Annotated in this window: 15 protein-coding genes and 1 pseudogene; 11 read left to right on the top strand and 5 right to left on the bottom strand. The window is 39.6% G+C overall.

Going from position 1 to position 16,548, the window contains the following annotated elements; translation table 11 throughout:
* Positions 1 to 170: 170 nt before the first annotated feature.
* The gene (locus Q0625_RS07030; RefSeq protein WP_298825073.1) at positions 171 to 1,712 is read right to left on the bottom strand and encodes a ribonuclease E/G; all 1,542 of its coding nucleotides are present in this window, start codon (positions 1,710 to 1,712) and stop codon (positions 171 to 173) included.
* Positions 1,713 to 1,921: 209 nt separating this feature from the next.
* On the bottom strand, positions 1,922 to 2,227 hold the full coding sequence (locus Q0625_RS07025) for an HU family DNA-binding protein (RefSeq protein ID WP_298825071.1): 306 nt from the start codon (positions 2,225 to 2,227) through the stop codon (positions 1,922 to 1,924).
* Positions 2,228 to 2,575: 348 nt separating this feature from the next.
* Here Q0625_RS07025 and Q0625_RS07020 point away from each other — a divergent pair, with 348 nt between their 5' ends.
* The 9 genes from Q0625_RS07020 to Q0625_RS06980 all read left to right on the top strand — a co-directional run bounded on the left by Q0625_RS07020 (position 2,576) and on the right by Q0625_RS06980 (position 12,733).
* Entirely contained in the window at positions 2,576 to 3,070 is a 495-nt protein-coding gene (locus Q0625_RS07020; RefSeq protein WP_298825069.1) for a lipocalin family protein, read from the top strand.
* 11 nt (positions 3,071 to 3,081) lie between these two features.
* Positions 3,082 to 3,777 (top strand): OmpA family protein, encoded by a 696-nt coding sequence (locus Q0625_RS07015; protein ID WP_298825065.1) that lies wholly within the window; start codon positions 3,082 to 3,084, stop codon positions 3,775 to 3,777.
* A 126-nt stretch (positions 3,778 to 3,903) separates the two neighbouring features.
* Complete coding sequence (locus tag Q0625_RS07010; protein WP_298825062.1) at positions 3,904 to 4,857, top strand: phosphoribosylaminoimidazolesuccinocarboxamide synthase; 954 nt, start codon at positions 3,904 to 3,906, stop codon at positions 4,855 to 4,857.
* Positions 4,858 to 4,893: 36 nt separating this feature from the next.
* Positions 4,894 to 6,165: a phosphoribosylamine--glycine ligase gene (gene purD, locus Q0625_RS07005; RefSeq protein WP_298825060.1), complete on the top strand. Its 1,272-nt coding sequence runs from the start codon at positions 4,894 to 4,896 to the stop codon at positions 6,163 to 6,165.
* Positions 6,166 to 6,433: 268 nt separating this feature from the next.
* Positions 6,434 to 8,830: a TonB-dependent receptor gene (locus tag Q0625_RS07000; RefSeq protein ID WP_298825059.1), complete on the top strand. Its 2,397-nt coding sequence runs from the start codon at positions 6,434 to 6,436 to the stop codon at positions 8,828 to 8,830.
* 207 nt (positions 8,831 to 9,037) lie between these two features.
* Complete coding sequence (locus Q0625_RS06995; protein WP_298825057.1) at positions 9,038 to 10,663, top strand: OstA-like protein; 1,626 nt, start codon at positions 9,038 to 9,040, stop codon at positions 10,661 to 10,663.
* Positions 10,663 to 11,175, top strand: a complete 513-nt coding sequence (locus Q0625_RS06990) for a hypothetical protein (protein WP_298825055.1) — start codon at positions 10,663 to 10,665, stop codon at positions 11,173 to 11,175. Before Q0625_RS06995 ends, Q0625_RS06990 begins: the two co-directional genes overlap by 1 nt.
* 50 nt (positions 11,176 to 11,225) lie before the next feature.
* Positions 11,226 to 11,771 (top strand): bifunctional pyr operon transcriptional regulator/uracil phosphoribosyltransferase PyrR, encoded by a 546-nt coding sequence (gene pyrR, locus Q0625_RS06985; protein WP_298825053.1) that lies wholly within the window; start codon positions 11,226 to 11,228, stop codon positions 11,769 to 11,771.
* 29 nt (positions 11,772 to 11,800) lie between these two features.
* Positions 11,801 to 12,733, top strand: coding sequence for an aspartate carbamoyltransferase catalytic subunit (locus Q0625_RS06980; protein ID WP_298825051.1), 933 nt, complete (start codon positions 11,801 to 11,803; stop codon positions 12,731 to 12,733).
* Positions 12,734 to 12,737: 4 nt separating this feature from the next.
* Here the strand turns inward: Q0625_RS06980 and dapA are convergent, their stop codons facing one another.
* Positions 12,738 to 13,622, bottom strand: a complete 885-nt coding sequence (dapA, locus tag Q0625_RS06975) for a 4-hydroxy-tetrahydrodipicolinate synthase (RefSeq protein ID WP_298825048.1) — start codon at positions 13,620 to 13,622, stop codon at positions 12,738 to 12,740.
* Entirely contained in the window at positions 13,619 to 14,131 is a 513-nt protein-coding gene (locus Q0625_RS06970; protein WP_298825045.1) for a hypothetical protein, read from the bottom strand. The genes dapA and Q0625_RS06970 overlap by 4 nt, the downstream gene beginning before the upstream one ends.
* A 76-nt stretch (positions 14,132 to 14,207) precedes the next feature.
* Between Q0625_RS06970 and Q0625_RS06965 the strand changes: the two genes are divergently transcribed.
* Positions 14,208 to 14,981, top strand: a complete 774-nt coding sequence (locus tag Q0625_RS06965; RefSeq protein ID WP_298825042.1) for a 5'-nucleotidase — start codon at positions 14,208 to 14,210, stop codon at positions 14,979 to 14,981.
* Between the two features lie 25 nt (positions 14,982 to 15,006).
* Positions 15,007 to 15,930 carry a metallophosphatase gene (locus Q0625_RS06960; RefSeq protein WP_298825039.1) on the top strand — a complete coding sequence of 308 codons (924 nt, stop codon included), beginning with the start codon at positions 15,007 to 15,009 and terminating at the stop codon, positions 15,928 to 15,930.
* Between the two features lie 97 nt (positions 15,931 to 16,027).
* On the opposite strand, the pseudogene Q0625_RS06955 reads toward Q0625_RS06960, so the two are convergent.
* Positions 16,028 to 16,548: pseudogene (locus Q0625_RS06955) on the bottom strand (TonB-dependent receptor); the annotation flags it as partial.

Raw genomic sequence — 16,548 nt, 5'->3', positions numbered from 1 at the left:
TATATATATAAAAAAGTGATTAATAACTAATAATATAATTCAATATTACAAATATATAGCCAACTCCGTAGAGAATTACATTATATCAAACTTACATTATCTAACTCGAGTTCAACATAATACATAAAAAGAGCAGGTCTCCCGACTGATAGGGAGACCTGTTAAAAAAGTTACAGAGGAGTGCCTTCATTTGTCTTGAAACGATATTCCAAATAAGAATAGGCATCTCTGGGGAGAATTTTAATCCATTTTCGGTATTTTAAGAACCATTTGAAGCGTATAGAAAAAAGCCCCTTGGTAAGATAGGCAGCTATAAATGGATGTATATTCAGTGTGATTCTTCCGTTGTAGTTGCTTTGATAAATAATTTCTTCAAGAGTGGTAGTAATGCGGTCAATAAGTACGATAGGAGCATCTACCTCTCCTTGTTTGCTAGGATTTTCTTCTTTGGTTTTGATGTTGATTTCTGGACGTACTCGCTGGCGTGTGATCTGTATAAGACCAAACTTACTAGGAGGTAATATTTTATGCTTGGCGCGGTCATCTTTCATTTCTTCTCGAAGGGCATCGAAGAGTTTTTGTCGGTTCTCTCCACTACTCATATCTATGAAATCCACCACGATAATACCTCCCATATCCCTGAGTCGCAATTGGCGTGCTATCTCAGTTGCGGCAATCAAATTCACCTCAAAAGCGGTTGTCTCTTGGTTTTCAGCTTTATTAGAATGGTTTCCACTATTGACGTCTATCACGTGTAGTGCCTCGGTATGTTCTATCACCAAATAAGCTCCTTTGGTCATGGAAACAGTACGCCCTAAGCCTGTTTTTATCTGTCTTTCTATATGGAATTTCTCAAAAATAGGTACAGAAGACTTATAGAGTTTTACGATATTAACTTGTTCGGGAGCTATTTCTTGCAGATAATCTCGAATCTGTGTATAAAGCATCTCATTATCTACATGAATACCTGTGAAAGTACCATCGAACATGTCCCTTAGTAGGGCACCTGTTCTATTCATTTCACTAAGGATTTTGGAAGGGAAAGAAGCTTGTGGTATTTTCTTACACATCTGTATCCAGCGCTCGTAGGAGTTCTGCAAATCCCTATCTAAGTCGGCTACTTTTTTATCCTGTGCCACAGTGCGTATAATCACCCCAAAACCTTTGGGCTTAATACTCTGTACAATGCGTCTTAAGCGTTCTTTTTCCGCCTTATTTTCTATTTTTTGAGAGATAGAAATCCGTTCAGAGAAAGGCACCAGTACTAAATAACGCCCCGCTATGGAAAGCTCTGAACTGATTCGCGGCCCCTTGGTTGAAATAGGTTCTTTGACTATTTGTACCAAGATAGGTTGTCCCGCCTTGAGCACCTCCGAGATGGCTCCATTCTTATTAATATCAGGTTCTAGCTTGAAGTCCTTGAGGGAATAATCCTTGATCTTCCCTGAAGATACTTCCTTGATAAACTTGAGCAAGGAAGCAAGCTGAGGACCCAAGTCGTGATAGTGTAAGAAAGCGTCCTTTTCATATCCCACATTCACAAAAGCAGCATTCAGTCCCTGAATGGGCTTGTGAATCTTGGCAAGCATAATATCTCCTACCGAAAGATGATTGGTATCTTCCTCCTTGTGGAGTTCTACCAAACGACCATTCTTGAGTAAAGCAAAATCTACATCAGAAGCCCCAGAACGAATAATTAATTCTTTGGTCATTCTGTTATGATTTTAGTATTACAATTTCAGTTAAGATATAATAATATCTTTTTAAATGAACGAAAATGAGAAAAAGTAGTTATAAAACTACTTTTTCTTCTTGTGTCGGTTAGCTCTTGCTCTTTTTTTGCGTTTGTGCGTAGCTACTTTATGTCTTTTTCTTTTTTTTCCGCTTGGCATGTTGTTAAAAATTAAAAATTAATACTCCGTTATTTCTTTTTGGTGGTTTTTACTTTCACCTTTGATTTCACTGATTGTACAAATACTTTAGCTGGCTTGAAAGCTGGGATATTATGTGCAGGGATAGTAATGGTAGTGTTTTTAGAAATGTTACGCCCTGTCTTTTCAGCTCTAGCCTTAATGATGAAGCTACCAAATCCTCTGAGGTATACATTGTCTCCACTCTCCAAAGAATCCTTAATCCCATCCATAAAGTGCTCCACGATGTTCTGCACTTCTGTTTTATCAACCCCTAATTTCTCAGAGATTTTCGCTACAATTTCTGCTTTTGTCATATTTTTCTCTATTTAAAAGTCAAATTATACAATAATATATATACCCCATACAGCCACTTATTACCATAGACATAAAAACACCTAATTTTATAGCTATTTTTGGGTTTGTTTTCGGAGTGCAAATATACGAATAAATTACAAACCAACAAGTTAATAAAAAATTTTTTTTTCGAAAGCAAGTAACAAACCATAGTAGAGAAAAGAATTAAAACACAAAGATTTGATTATCAGTATATTGAAATGCAATTCATAATAAAATACACTTTAAAAAGTTAAATATCACAAAAAAGTTGAGGAATATATAAAAAAAGTAATACTTTTGCCCCCAAAACGTATAATAACATGCTTATGAAAAAAGTACTTTTTTTACTCATGCTCGGTCTTGCCGTAGTTTCTTGTAAGACACAAGGTACTATTGCTAAAAGTACTCAAGGTACACGCCAAGCCAACAAAGTAATCAAAGGAGAATGGACACTCTCTTCTGTTACCTATAATGAAAAAGGCAAGTATGAAATCACCTTGCTAAATGACACTTCCAAAGAATGCTTCGAAGGAAGTTATTGGAAATTTGTTCCTAACAACTATCGAGGTATCTATGCTATTAACAACACTGGATGCGCAGGAGGAGACCGTCATTTTATCTTCACTGTACAGGAGATAGACAAATCCACAGGGTATTATGACTTCTTGCTAAAGCCTACCAACGAAAAGTACCAATCCGAAACCAATGCGGGCGTACGCTTACACTTGGCTTACCTTTCTGAAAATGAGATGCGTTGGGAACAAACCGTACGTGTAGATGGCAAGCCTTTCGTAATCACTATGAACTTTACAAAAAATTAAAATAATTATCTATGACAAAAGTATTCAAAAACATAACTCTATTTCTAGTAGCTGGCTTACTTTTTGTAGGCTGTGAAGCGATTAATAATTCCAACAAGACACAGCGTGGTGCTGTAATTGGAGCTGCCAGTGGAGCTATCCTTGGGGCTATTCTTGGTAACAATGTAGGTAGCGGAGGCAATAGTGAACTCGGTGCTGTTATTGGTACCGCTGTAGGAGGGGCTGCAGGTGCCATTATTGGAAACCAAATGGACAGACAAGCCAAAAAAATTGAAGAAGAAATTCCTGGTGCTGAAGTAAAACGTGTAGATGACGGTATCGTGGTTACCTTTGATGAAAAAAGTGGGGTTACCTTTGCTTTCAATAAGGCAGATCTTACCGATGAAGCTAAAACTCTGCTCAACAAAATGGTAAGTGTACTTAAGGAATATCCTGATACCAACGTAATTGTAGCTGGACATACTGACAGCAAAGGAAAAGCTGCCTATAACATGGGACTTTCCGAAAGACGTGCTAAAGCAGTTACTAACTTCTTTACTTCTAACGGACTGAATGCTTCTCGCTTTACTACTAAGTGGTTCGGAGCTACCCAACCTGCTTATGACAATGCTACTGAAGAAGGACGTGCCAAGAACCGTCGTGTAAACATCGCTATCGTTCCTAATGAAAAAATGAAGGAAGATGCAAAAAAACAAGCTCAACAGTAAATTTTCATAGTTATTATTGTTTTAGTTATTCTATTTGAAGAGGTGCAGCAATGTACCTCTTTTTTTTGCCCTTAGGCGATTATTTATTAATTTTTATTCGTATATTTGCGGAAAAAATTTATACTTATGAACAGTATTACCTCTACTGATTTTACTTTTGAAAATCAAAAAACTGTTTACAAAGGAAAGGTACGTGATGTATATACTATAGGAGACGACCTTCTGGTAATGGTAGCCACTGATAGACTTTCCGCTTTTGACGTTATTCTACCTAAAGGAATCCCTTACAAGGGGCAAATTCTTAACCAAATAGCCAGTGAAAACTTGCAGCTAACAAAAGACATAGTCCCCAATTGGCTATTGGATACTCCAGACCCCAATGTGTCGGTAGGTCTCCGCTGCGAGCCCCTAAAGGTGGAGATGGTTATACGTGGTTACTTGGCAGGACATGCCGCCCGTGAATACAAGGCAGGAAAGCGTACCCTCTGTGGAGTACCCCTGCCTGAGGGACTTGTAGAGAATGCTCCCCTACCCTCCCCTATTATTACTCCTTCTACCAAAGCAGACAATGGCACTCACGATGAGGATATCTCCCGTGAGGACATTCTCAAAAGAGGAATCGTTTCAGCTGAGGACTATGCCCTTATGGAACGATATACTTATGCTCTCTTCAAGCGCGGTAGTGAGTTGGCCCGTGAGAAAGGGCTTATCCTAGTGGATACCAAATATGAGTTTGGTAAAACTAAAGATGGCGTTGTGGTACTTATCGATGAAGTACATACTCCTGACTCCTCCCGCTATTTCTATGCAGAAGGTTATCAAGAACGCCTAGAGAAGGGAGAACCTCAAAGACAACTCTCTAAAGAGTTTGTACGCCAGTGGCTTATAGAAAATGGTTTCCAAGGACGAGAAGGAGAACAAGTACCTGAAATGACTGATACCCATGTAACTTCTATCTCCGAGCGCTATATAGAGCTATATGAGCATCTCTTAGGTAAAAAATTCATCAAGTCCGATACCACTAATATACAAGAACGCATTTATAAAAATGTAAGCGAGTACTTACACAGCTTACTATAATATTTTCACTATTCACTCTTAATTTTTTCAATTGAAATGAATATACTTTTGTTAGGTTCAGGAGGTAGGGAACACGCTTTTGCCTACTTACTCTCCCGCAGCCCTCGCTGTAAGCAACTCTATATAGCCCCAGGTAATGCAGGTACTGCCCTTGAGGGAGAAAATGTAGCCATGGACGCTACTGATTTTCCAAAAATTAAGGAGTTTTGTTTAAGCAAACAAATTTCTTTGGTTGTAGTAGGTCCAGAAGAGCCTTTGGTCAAGGGAATTGTAGATTTCTTTGCACAAGATACCGCACTTTCGCAAATACCCATTGTAGGCCCCTCTCAAAAGGGAGCTACTCTTGAAGGAAGTAAGGAGTTTGCCAAAGAATTCATGCAGCGCCATCATATCCCTACCGCTCGCTATGCTAGTTTTACCAAAGATACTATAGAGGAAGGATTGCGCTTTCTAGAGAGCATGAAAGCCCCCTATGTACTTAAGGCTGACGGTCTTGCCGCAGGAAAGGGTGTGGTCATCTTGGAGAACCTTCAAGAAGCCCAAGCAGAACTTAAACGCATGCTTCTTGAGGAAAAATTTGGTACAGCTAGCCAAAAAGTAGTTATTGAAGAATTTCTCAAGGGAATAGAGCTAAGTTGCTTCGTACTAACCGATGGGGAAAGCTACAAAGTACTCCCTACCGCCAAGGACTATAAACGTATAGGAGAAGGAGATACTGGACTGAACACAGGAGGTATGGGAGCTGTTTCTCCGGTTCCTTTTGCCAATGAAGCTTTTATGCAGAAAATAGAAGAGCGAATCATAAAACCTACCATAGAGGGGCTCAAAAAGGAGCAAATCACCTATCGTGGTTTTGTCTTTATTGGTCTTATCAAGGTTGGAGATGATCCTTATGTAATTGAGTACAATGTACGTATGGGTGACCCTGAAACTGAGGTAGTACTCCCACGACTACAAACCGACTTGGTATCACTGTTAGAAGCCACCGCCAAAGGAAAACTCAAAGATTGCTCTCTCTCCATAGATCCCAGAAGTGCCACCACTGTAATGATCGTCTCAGGAGGTTATCCGGAGGAGTACGAGAAAGGAAAAGTCATCTCAGGACTTCAACAAGAGGGCGAAAGTATCATCTTCCATGCAGGTACTCGAGAAAAAGACGGAGAAGTACTCACTGCAGGAGGTCGTGTACTTGCCATCACTTCCTTAGCCGATGATTTTAAGGAGGCTCTAAAAAAATCATATAGCCGTATCGAAAAAATATCTTTTGAAAATATGTATTGCCGAAAAGATATTGGTATGGATTTGTAATTTCTTTTCCACCAAATATAAATTATACTAAAGGGCTGTTCTTTTCAGAGCAGCCTTTTTATTGCTTACCTATCACAAATTGAGACAAGGAAAATCACTTGTAAATTGTACAATTACAAACGAATTTCCCTTTGCTTATATCCATTACTAGCTAAAAAACGGCTATTTAGAATGAATTAAAAATAATTTTTATTTTTCTTTGGTATATAAAAAATATTTTTTACCTTTGCCTAAAATTTAAACACCTTTTTACAATAAAATTTTAGACATGAGAACTATCATTTATCGTATGATGTTTTTTCTTTTCCCTATATTGGCAGTAGCACAACAAGCTACTTTTAAGGGAAAGATTACTGCCGAAGGAAAACCTATTCTAGGAGCAGATGTAATTCTTCGCAAAGGAAGAGAAGTAAAAGGCACCAGCAGCAAAGCCTCTGGAGAGTACACTGTTAAGGTGCCTGCTGGGGAATATCAGCTTACTATCTCCTCGGTGGGTTTCAAGACCATCAACCAAGCACTTACCCTTTCAGAAGGAGAGACAATCACTCAAAATTTCAACTTGCAGAAGGACTTGCTAGAGATTGATCAAGTAGTGGTTACCGCTACACGTAATATTATTCCACAATACAAATCTCCTGTGGTGGTGAGCAAAGTTACAGGACATATTTTCGAGACTACCCAATCACTGAGTCTTGCCGAAGGGCTTAACTTCACCCCTGGACTACGTACTGAAACAAACTGCCAGAATTGCGGATTTAACCAATTACGCATCAATGGTTTGGAAGGTTCTTACTCACAAATCTTAATCAATGGACGTTCTGTATTCTCTTCCTTGGCAGGGGTATATGGCTTGGAGATGATTCCTGCCAATATGATTGACCGTGTAGAGGTGGTCAGAGGAGCAGGCTCAGTACTCTATGGAGGTAATGCCATAGGGGGCACCGTGAATATCCTTACCAAAGATCCTACTCATAATACATTCATGATAGGCAACAGTCTCTCCCTAATGAAGGACGGAAGCCCTGATAATACCCTCTTTGCCAACACTTCTGTTGTTTCGGAAGATTTCGACAAAGGGCTTACCCTCTTTGCTTACCAACGCAACCGTAAGCCCTACGACTCCAATGATGACGGCTATTCGGAAATCACCAAACTACACAACACTACCTTCGGAGCAGATGCTTTCTGGAATCCTGATGAAAACAATAAAATAAAGCTCAACCTAAACAGTATCAATGAGTTCCGTCGTGGAGGAGACAAATTTGACTTATTACCTCACGAATCGGATATTACTGAACAATTACGTCACCGCATTGTAGCAGGAGACCTCTCCTATGAGAGATTCTCTGAAGACCTTGCCCATAAGTTTTCCCTATACACTTCCGCTCAATATACTGATAGGGATGGATATTATGGTGGAGGCTTAGGCTATGCCGTTAATAGCAAAGATGAGTTTGATGCTCTTACCAATGAGGACAAAGAGGAATATTTCAAAGCATTGGCCAAATATGGACATACTACCGAGTTGGTAGGAGTAGGAGGGGCTCAATACGCCTACAGCATTTCTCCTGAACTGAATCTTTCCTTGGGAAGTGAATATAAGTACGACAAAGTAAACGACAATTATGTAGGTCAAAACCGCTCTGTGGATCAAGTAGTACGCACCTATGGGAACTACCTACAAGTGGAATGGAACCCACTGAAGAAGCTCACCCTACTAGGAGGTAGCCGCTATGATTATCTAGATATAAAGGGTAACTACCTCTTCGGGGGAGTAAATAAGGAATCTAACAAACAGATATCCAAGTTTGTCCCTCGCCTTACAGCCATGTATGATCTAAGTGAGACCCTCAAGCTCCGTGGTTCCTTTGCCCAAGGCTATCGTGCTCCACAGGCCTTTGATGAAGATCTACATACTGAGGTGTTGGACGGAAACCCTATTTTTGTAGAATTAGACAAAGATCTTACTAGTGAGACCTCTAACAGCTATACAGCTTCTCTTAACTATACCCAAAGAGAAGGAAATACTCAGGCCAATCTTATCTTGGAAGGTTTTTACACCCTTATCAATAACCGTTTTATCAATCAAGACCTTACTGATATAGGAAATATCAAACATAAACTAAAAACCAATGCTACCGACCAGCTACATATCATGGGAGCAAATGTAGAAGCTAATTTTGCCTTTGGTTCCCAATGGGTATGGCAAACAGGACTTACCTACCAACAATCTCGATTCTCTGAAGAGCAAACCATTTGGGAAAATGAAGACGCTTCTTCTCCGAAAAAAGTCACTTCCGACCGTGTTATGCGCTCCCCTGACTTATATGGCTACACTACCCTATCCTACAATCCTATTGCCCCGCTTAAGCTAAGCTACAACGGTGTATTCACAGGACAGATGTATGTACCTCATATCATTGATGCTGAATCAGGAGAACAAATCCTTGTGAAATCACCCAATTTCTACGAACAGAACCTAAGAGCTGCCTATACCTTCACTCTAAAAGACAATTACAAATTGGAAATATTTGCAGGTGTGAAAAATATCTTTGACCAATATCAGAAAGATTTTGACAAGGGCAAGGATCGTGATGCAGATTACATCTATGGGCCACAACACCCTCGCACTTTCTTTATGGGGCTAACATTATCACTGGATTAATTATTCATGCAATCAATCGTCAAAACAAACGAATTGTTGATCCCTGACTACTGACCATTGAAAAAGAAAGATTCTTTTATCCAAATATCGTTTCTGTAAAAAAGAGGCACCTTATTGGTGTCCTCTTTTTTTTCACTTTTCACTTTTCATTTCACACTTAAATATGTATCTTTGCACAAAATTCTTATCATTAGGACAAGACCCTTTATGTCAAAAATATATTATCTATTTATCACCTTTTTCCTCTTATTATCAGTCTCTTATGCACAGGATACTGCGCCTAGACAGATAGAAATTGTCTATGCGGGTACCCTTACTATTGATAATGATAAGTACCCTGGGGCTACCATTTTTAATTCTGATGAGGAGCGCAAGGTACAATTCCGCCACCAAGGTATGGATATCTGGTGTGATGTGGCTGTACTCTACCAGAAAACCAATCAAGTGAAGGCCTTTGGAGAAGTTTTCATTCAGCAGGGAGACTCACTGAAGATGAATAGTGAATTTATAGAATACAATGGAGATACAAAAATAGCTATTGCCAAAGACAATGTAAAGCTACGCAATGAAAAGATGACCCTTGAAACTCAAGAACTCTTCTTTGATCGCAATACCCAGCAAGCTTACTACCTAAACCATGGGAAAATCTCCGATGAGGAGAATGTACTCACCAGCAAGGAAGGACGCTACTTTGTTGCCCCTAGGAAGAGCCAATTCACTACCCAAGTAAAAATCACCAATGCGGATTTTGAGGTCAATTCACTAACCTTGGATTATTACCATGCCACCGGACATATCTACATGTTTGGTCCCACTACTATTACTGGGAAGGATTACATTGCCTATGGAGAAAAAGGCTACTATGACACCAAAGCAGAGAAGGGTTACTTCATGGATCATGCACGTATAGACTATGCCAACAAACTGCTTACTGGAGATAGTCTTTATTTTGATAATTCTAAGAGTTTTGCCTCGGCTACCAACAATATTATTATCCGAGATACTATCAATAAGACCCTAGTCAAGGGGCACTATGGCGAGGTACATAAAGCACAGGACTCTATGTATATCACCAAAAAAGCACTAGTTATCAGTGAGGTAGAAAAAGGGAAAGATTCTATCTACATTCATGCCAAGCGCATCATGGTAACGGGGAAAACAGGGGCTCGCATTGTACGTGCCTATACAGGTGCTCGTATATACAAATCGGACATTCAGGGTAAGTGTGATTCTATTCACTCCAGCCAAACAACAGGCCTTACGAAACTCATTGGGAAACCTATTATTTGGAGTGGTAAAAGCCAAATGACAGGAGATAATATCCATATCTTAGCCAATACCCAAACTGAAAAACTAGATACCCTTAAAGTATTTGACAACGCCTTTCTTATAGAGAAAGATACCTTAGGTACCGGCTTTAACCAAGTGAAAGGAAAAATTTTAAAAGGAAAGTTTCGTGAAAACAAATTAAATAACGTAAATTTGTATCAGAATACGGAGGTTATTTATTATGTATATAACGACCAAAATCTGCCCGTGGGGATTAACAAGTCCAAATGTAGCCAAATTCGTATAGATTTTGCCCCAAGCCAGCAAATAGAAACTATCGTTTTCTATAAAAATGTAGATGGAGGCATCTATCCAGAAGATAAAATCAGCAAAGAGGAACTTCGCTTCCCTAATTTTAATTGGCGTGGTGATGAAATGATACTCAGCAAGAATGATATTTTTCCTGAAGATGAGAAAAATATACAACTTACGCCTATTCGGGGTATAAAATCTGAAGAAATAGACCTTATAGAAGAAAAACTAATACCTAAAACAGAAAATTAATGCCTTTGTGGAAAAAATATTTGCTTTTCCTATGGAAATCAACCAATCAACATGGCGTACATTCTCCCTTTGTATTCCGATTGGTTACCCAGTGCCTTTACCGTCGTGAAAAAATTCCTTGTACACACTATCCCAAAGGTATTACCCCAAAAAAAGGACAATTTTTGCTTCGATTGATAAAATATTTTGCCCCTAAGAGTATAAAAATATATAGTGATCGTAAGGATTTTGCTACGCTGTTTCCTTCCTCTCTCACAGAGATAACCAGCGAGCAGAAGGACATGATCATTCTTTACCAAAGAGATAACAAACCCATTGTAGAGGAGCTATTGGCACAGATGCATAATGACAGTATACTGGTACTAATAAGCCCACACGAGAAAGAAAACGAAAACTTTTTCAAACAATTAGCTGAAAACAAGGCTTTCACCGTAGTGATAGATACTTTCTCTTTTGCCTTATTCTTTATACGAAGTGAACAAGAGAGAGAATGTTTCGTCATTCGCAATTAGTGATTTGTTATTACTTTTTACCTTTTATCTTTTACCCAAATTCAAGAATTATGGAAAGAAAACAATTATTAACTTCCAAAGAACTAGATGTTATCCTACATCGTTTGGCGTGTCAGCTTATAGAGAACCATACCGATTTCTCCGATACAGTACTTATAGGCCTACAACCTCGTGGAGTGTTCTTAGCCCAGCGCTTAGTGGCAATGCTTGGTAAAGAATATCAAGTAGCGGGCATACAATATGGCGCCTTGGACATCACTTTCTTTCGTGATGACTTCCGCAGAGGAGAAAAGCCCTTGGCTGCCAATACCACTGATATTCCTTTCCTCGTGGAGGACAAGAAGGTAGTATTCATAGATGATGTTCTCTATACAGGGCGCAGTATTCGTGCGGCACTGACCGCCTTACAGTCCTTTGGTCGTCCCAGCAAGGTGGAGCTATTAGTACTGATAGACCGTCGTTTTAGTCGCGACCTCCCTATACAACCCGATTATATAGGAAAAGCTGTAGATGCCATCAACAAAGAGCGAGTGGTTGTCAATTGGGCATCACAGGACGGAGAAGACGCCGTCTATCTCATAGAAAAACAAGCATAGAAACAACCCTACCCATAAAACACATCACAATGAACCAGTTAAGTGTCAATCACCTATTAGGCATCAAATACCTCACCCCTGAGGACATTGAGCTTATCTTCACCACAGCCGACCAATTCAAGGAGGTGATCAACCGTCCTATCAAGAAAGTACCTTCACTTAGGGATATTACCATTGCCAATTTGTTTTTTGAGAATAGTACCCGTACGCGCCTTTCTTTCGAACTAGCTGAAAAGCGCCTTTCAGCCGATGTAATCAATTTCTCAGCTGCACAATCCTCTGTAAAGAAAGGAGAGACCCTCATTGACACGGTCAATAATATCTTGGCTATGAAAGTGGATATGGTTGTTATGCGCCACCCCAACCCTGGAGCAGGTGTTTTTCTTTCCCAACATGTGAAAGTACCTATTGTCAATGCAGGAGATGGTGCCCATGAGCACCCTACCCAAGCCCTTTTGGACTCTTATTCTATACGAGAGCGGTTGGGAAGTGTAAAAGGAAAGAAAATAGTGATCGTGGGAGATATTCTGCACTCACGTGTAGCCCTTTCCAATATATTTGCCCTACACATGCAAGGAGCGGAAGTGGCTGTATGTGGCCCTAAAACCCTTATTCCTAAATACATAGATGAATTGGGTGTACGTGTAGAGACCGATCTAAGGAAAGCACTCCAATGGTGCGATGTAGCCAATATGTTACGTATCCAGAACGAACGTTTGGATATTCCTTACTTCCCTTCCACTCGGGAGTATGTACAACAGTATGGGCTTACCCAACAGATACTGGATGAGATAGGCAAGGAGATTATCATCATGCACCCAGGACCTATCAACCGAGGTGTGGAACTTACCAGCGAAGTAGCCGACGGCCCACAATCAGTAATCCTTGATCAGGTAGAAAATGGGGTGGCTATTCGCATGGCGGTCATTTACCTATTAGCTTCACAGATAAAGATGCAGTAAGCATCTATTTTCTCATATACTCTAAGTATGTCTTCAGCTCTTTTTGTAGCTCTTCGGTTGCATTCACCAAGGGAAGACGTACTTCAAGCGTATTGATTACCCCTAGGAGAGAGAGCAATGCCTTGATTCCTACGGGGTTTCCTTCTTTGAAAATCAGCTCCATGGCTTCTAAGAGTTGATACTGAATAGTGTTAGCCTCCTTATAGTTACCCTCCAATCCTTGACGTATCATCTGACTATACCGCTCGGGGAATGCTTGTCCTAACACCGAGATAGTACCATCACCGCCTAGAAGCACGGTAGGCAAGGCTGTTGCATCATCGCCTGAGATGACCAAAAAATTCTCCCTGCGCCCTCTCAAAAGGTGCATAATCTGGACTATATTGCCTGATGCCTCCTTAATTCCTATGATATTGGGCACCTCTTTGGCTAGGCGTAGAGTAGTGCGATAGTCCATATTGACTCCTGTACGAGAGGGTACATTGTAGAGTAGGATTGGCAATTCTGTCGCCTCGGCCACTGCTTTATAGTGCTGGTAAAGTCCCTCCTGTGAAGGCTTGTTATAATAAGGAGTTACTGAAAGTATGGCTATATAGTCCTTGGGAGATACCTCTCGTACTTGCTCTACAATCGTTTGAGTGTTATTCCCCCCTACTCCCAATACCATAGGTAATCTTCCATTATTGGCTTGTTTGACTGTTTTTTTGACTAATTCTTTTTCTTCAGTAGAAAGGGTGGGAGTCTCAGCAGTCGTACCCAAGACCACCAAATAGTCCACTCCATTTTCCACTTGGGAGTGTACTAGGCGCTCAAGAGCTGGTACATCTATTGTCTTATCTTCTTTAAAAGGAGTTACTAAAGCTACTCCTGTTCCTTGTAAAGTTTTCATTGTAATGTTTTTATAATTTTTTTAGCTTCTTGAATAAAAGTGTTTCCATCCTGAAGAGGAGCTGAAATAATCACATCGTTGAAAGCGGGATCTATACCACTTACTCCTATACGTAGCTTAGCTTTCACTCCCGATGAAAGCAATAACAAAGGGAGCTTAGGAGTCGAAAAACAATTAATCAGCAGGTCATATTCCAATTCCCAAAGCCTATCGGCATGGTAATTGCGAATCCCTCCCGAATAGTTAATATCTTTCCATGAAAAGAGCGGAATACCCTCTATTTGTATATCCACTCCCTTTTCATCATAGCCCAAAATCACATAATTTTCTGAATTGATACCGTACTCCTTGATGAAATTTTTCAAGAAATCCACCTTATGCACCTCCTCTATATCCACAATACATCCTATCTTCTGTATATGCAACTTATTACCATTCAGAGAATTAGTTCTTTTCTTAAGGTTTTTCTGTATCCGATTTTTAATCGCTATATTTTTAAATATTTTCAAAGTAAAAATTATAAAGATTTCACTGCAAATGTAATGAATATTTATTAATTTTGCACGCTGAAACTAAAACATTTTTATGAAAAAAAATTTATCCGCCTTTTTGGTACTGTTTTTGCTTATAGTTTCTTGCAAATCAAAGAGCTATTTTACTGAAGCTATAGAAGGGGAACAGCTACCAATAACCAAAGAAACAGAAGAAGATGAGAATATAAAGGATTACCTCTCACCTTTCCGTTATCACTTGAACAAGTATTTGGACAAAGAACTTTCTCACAACACTACTACTATGGTCAAGGATATCAAGACCTTAGAAGATGGAGAGATGAATATGCCTATTGGCAATTTCTTTGCTGATGCTATCTATGAACAGGCCGATGGATACTTTTTTAATAAAAAGAAACGTCATATAGATTTTTCTTTATTCAACTGGGGAGGAATTCGCTCAGAATTAGCAGAGGGAAGTATCACCACCAGAATGGTCTATCAGCTAATGCCTTTTGAGAACCAATTAGTTGTTGCTGAAGTTACAGGAGCACAGCTCTATGACATGGCCAAATACCTCTTTGATAGCAAGCTCCCCCACCCTATCTCAAACCAAGTGCAACTAACTATGAACACACGAGGGGAAGTGGTGAGTTTCCTTGTCAACAAAAAACCTGTATTGCGCAAGAAGCGCTATTATGTTTGTACCTTTGACTACCTATACAATGGAGGAGATAGAATGAACTTCTTTAAGAATTCCTTGAATGTAACTAACATCAGTTACAACGCTAGAGAAGCCCTTATTGATTACCTAAGAAAGACGGATCACATAGACTTCAAATCCGACGGACGATTCAGAATAAAATAATATAAAACTATAAACACACAATTTAATGGAAAGAAGAAATTTCGTAAGAAATATAGGAGCTGGTGCCTTATTCTTAGGCTTGGGAGGTGTCTCCTATGCCTTTGACAGAGATAAAAATAAGGATAAGATCAAAAAATACAAGAAACATATCACCATACTGCATACCAATGACACTCACAGTCATATAGATCCCATGCCTTCCGATGACCCACACTACCCTGACAAAGGAGGCGTAGCACGTCGTGCGGTTTTAGTGGAACAGGTACGCCGAGAGAATCCCAACACGCTGCTTTTTGATGCAGGGGATATCTTCCAAGGTACGCCTTACTTCAATTATTATGGGGGGGAATTGGAATTCCGCCTTATGTCTATGCTCAAGTATGACGCTGCTACTTTCGGCAACCACGATTTTGACAACGGGATAGAAGGGCTCCTCTTCCAGATGCCTCATGCCAAATTTGACTTTATTTCTTCCAATTATGACTTTACCAATACCGTCTTAGAGGGGAAGACAAAACCTTACAAAGTATTTGAAGTTGATGAAGTACGTATAGGGGTATATGGCTTAGGAGTAGAGCTTAAGGGATTGGTTACCAAAGAACTTTATAAAGAAACCAAATACCTTGACCCTGTGGAAATTGCCTTAGATATGGAAAAGAAACTACGTAAAAATGAGAAATGTGATATTGTCATCTGCCTCTCTCACTTAGGTTTCCAATACCGTACAGATAAGGTATGTGACCTTACCATTGCCAAAAAAACCTACGAAACTGACCTTATCATAGGTGGGCACACTCACACCTTCATGAGTGAACCTGTGATTGTGAAGAATAAGGGCAATCGCGAAATTCTTATCAATCAAGTAGGGTGCTACGGTATTAACTTAGGTCGTATCGATTTCTACTTAGATAACAAAATCAAAACCAGTGGCGTACAAATTCTAGTCTAATTTTCTCAAAAATCATATCCAAAACGAAAGAGGTTGTCCAAAAGAACAACCTCTTGTTTTATTTTAATATGAATTCGATATAAGAATCCGACTCACGTTATTTTACATTGAAGCGATATTTTACACCTGCAAGGAATTGGAAACCTTGTACAGGGTAGGACGTCCAGCGCTGATAGCTTTGCCCTAGTACATTACTCAAATCTACAAAAGCTGTCCAGCGCTTTAGGAAAGTATAATCGGTAGAGAAATTAAGATCAAAAAAGCCATCAAGAGTTAGCTCCTCCGCTGTCAAGGCTGGTAGGCTATGTTTTATATCCTTTCGCTCCCCTACATAGTAGAAAGAAGTCCCTACATTCCACTGGGGAAGAATACGATAACTTGCCGAAAGAGCTGAAGTAAATAGTGGCAAATTCCTCTCTTGGGCTTTTAGGGAATCAAAAGAATAGGTATTTATCTTGGCAAAAGCATCTATATAAAAGCTATCCAAAAACTTACCCCTGATAGTTGCTTTTGCTCCAAAGGACATAGCGTCTTGGTATATAATACTATAAGAATTATCATACTGATAAGGCTTACGATCGGCAAGAGTATATTTTTCATTAGCCTGATACATAGGCA

This window comes from uncultured Capnocytophaga sp. (genome assembly GCF_938029845.1).
GTDB lineage: Bacteria > Bacteroidota > Bacteroidia > Flavobacteriales > Flavobacteriaceae > Capnocytophaga.
This window is presented reverse-complemented; position numbering and strand designations above follow the sequence as displayed.

Bases quoted from the DNA above. Each gene is read 5' to 3' on its own strand.
- Q0625_RS06990 (WP_298825055.1), top strand. From the start codon at position 10,663: ATGCCTTTGTGGAAAAAATATTTGCTTTTCCTATGGAAATCAACCAAT.
- Q0625_RS06965 (WP_298825042.1), top strand. From the start codon at position 14,208: ATGAAAAAAAATTTATCCGCCTTTTTGGTACTGTTTTTGCTTATAGTT.
- Q0625_RS07015 (WP_298825065.1), top strand. From the start codon at position 3,082: ATGACAAAAGTATTCAAAAACATAACTCTATTTCTAGTAGCTGGCTTA.
- Q0625_RS06980 (WP_298825051.1), top strand. From the start codon at position 11,801: ATGAACCAGTTAAGTGTCAATCACCTATTAGGCATCAAATACCTCACC.
- Q0625_RS07000 (WP_298825059.1), top strand. From the start codon at position 6,434: ATGAGAACTATCATTTATCGTATGATGTTTTTTCTTTTCCCTATATTG.
- Q0625_RS06995 (WP_298825057.1), top strand. From the start codon at position 9,038: ATGTCAAAAATATATTATCTATTTATCACCTTTTTCCTCTTATTATCA.
- Q0625_RS07020 (WP_298825069.1), top strand. From the start codon at position 2,576: ATGAAAAAAGTACTTTTTTTACTCATGCTCGGTCTTGCCGTAGTTTCT.
- purD (WP_298825060.1), top strand. From the start codon at position 4,894: ATGAATATACTTTTGTTAGGTTCAGGAGGTAGGGAACACGCTTTTGCC.
- pyrR (WP_298825053.1), top strand. From the start codon at position 11,226: ATGGAAAGAAAACAATTATTAACTTCCAAAGAACTAGATGTTATCCTA.
- Q0625_RS06960 (WP_298825039.1), top strand. From the start codon at position 15,007: ATGGAAAGAAGAAATTTCGTAAGAAATATAGGAGCTGGTGCCTTATTC.
- Q0625_RS07025 (WP_298825071.1), bottom strand. From the start codon at position 2,227: ATGACAAAAGCAGAAATTGTAGCGAAAATCTCTGAGAAATTAGGGGTT.
- dapA (WP_298825048.1), bottom strand. From the start codon at position 13,622: ATGAAAACTTTACAAGGAACAGGAGTAGCTTTAGTAACTCCTTTTAAA.
- Q0625_RS07010 (WP_298825062.1), top strand. From the start codon at position 3,904: ATGAACAGTATTACCTCTACTGATTTTACTTTTGAAAATCAAAAAACT.
- Q0625_RS07030 (WP_298825073.1), bottom strand. From the start codon at position 1,712: ATGACCAAAGAATTAATTATTCGTTCTGGGGCTTCTGATGTAGATTTT.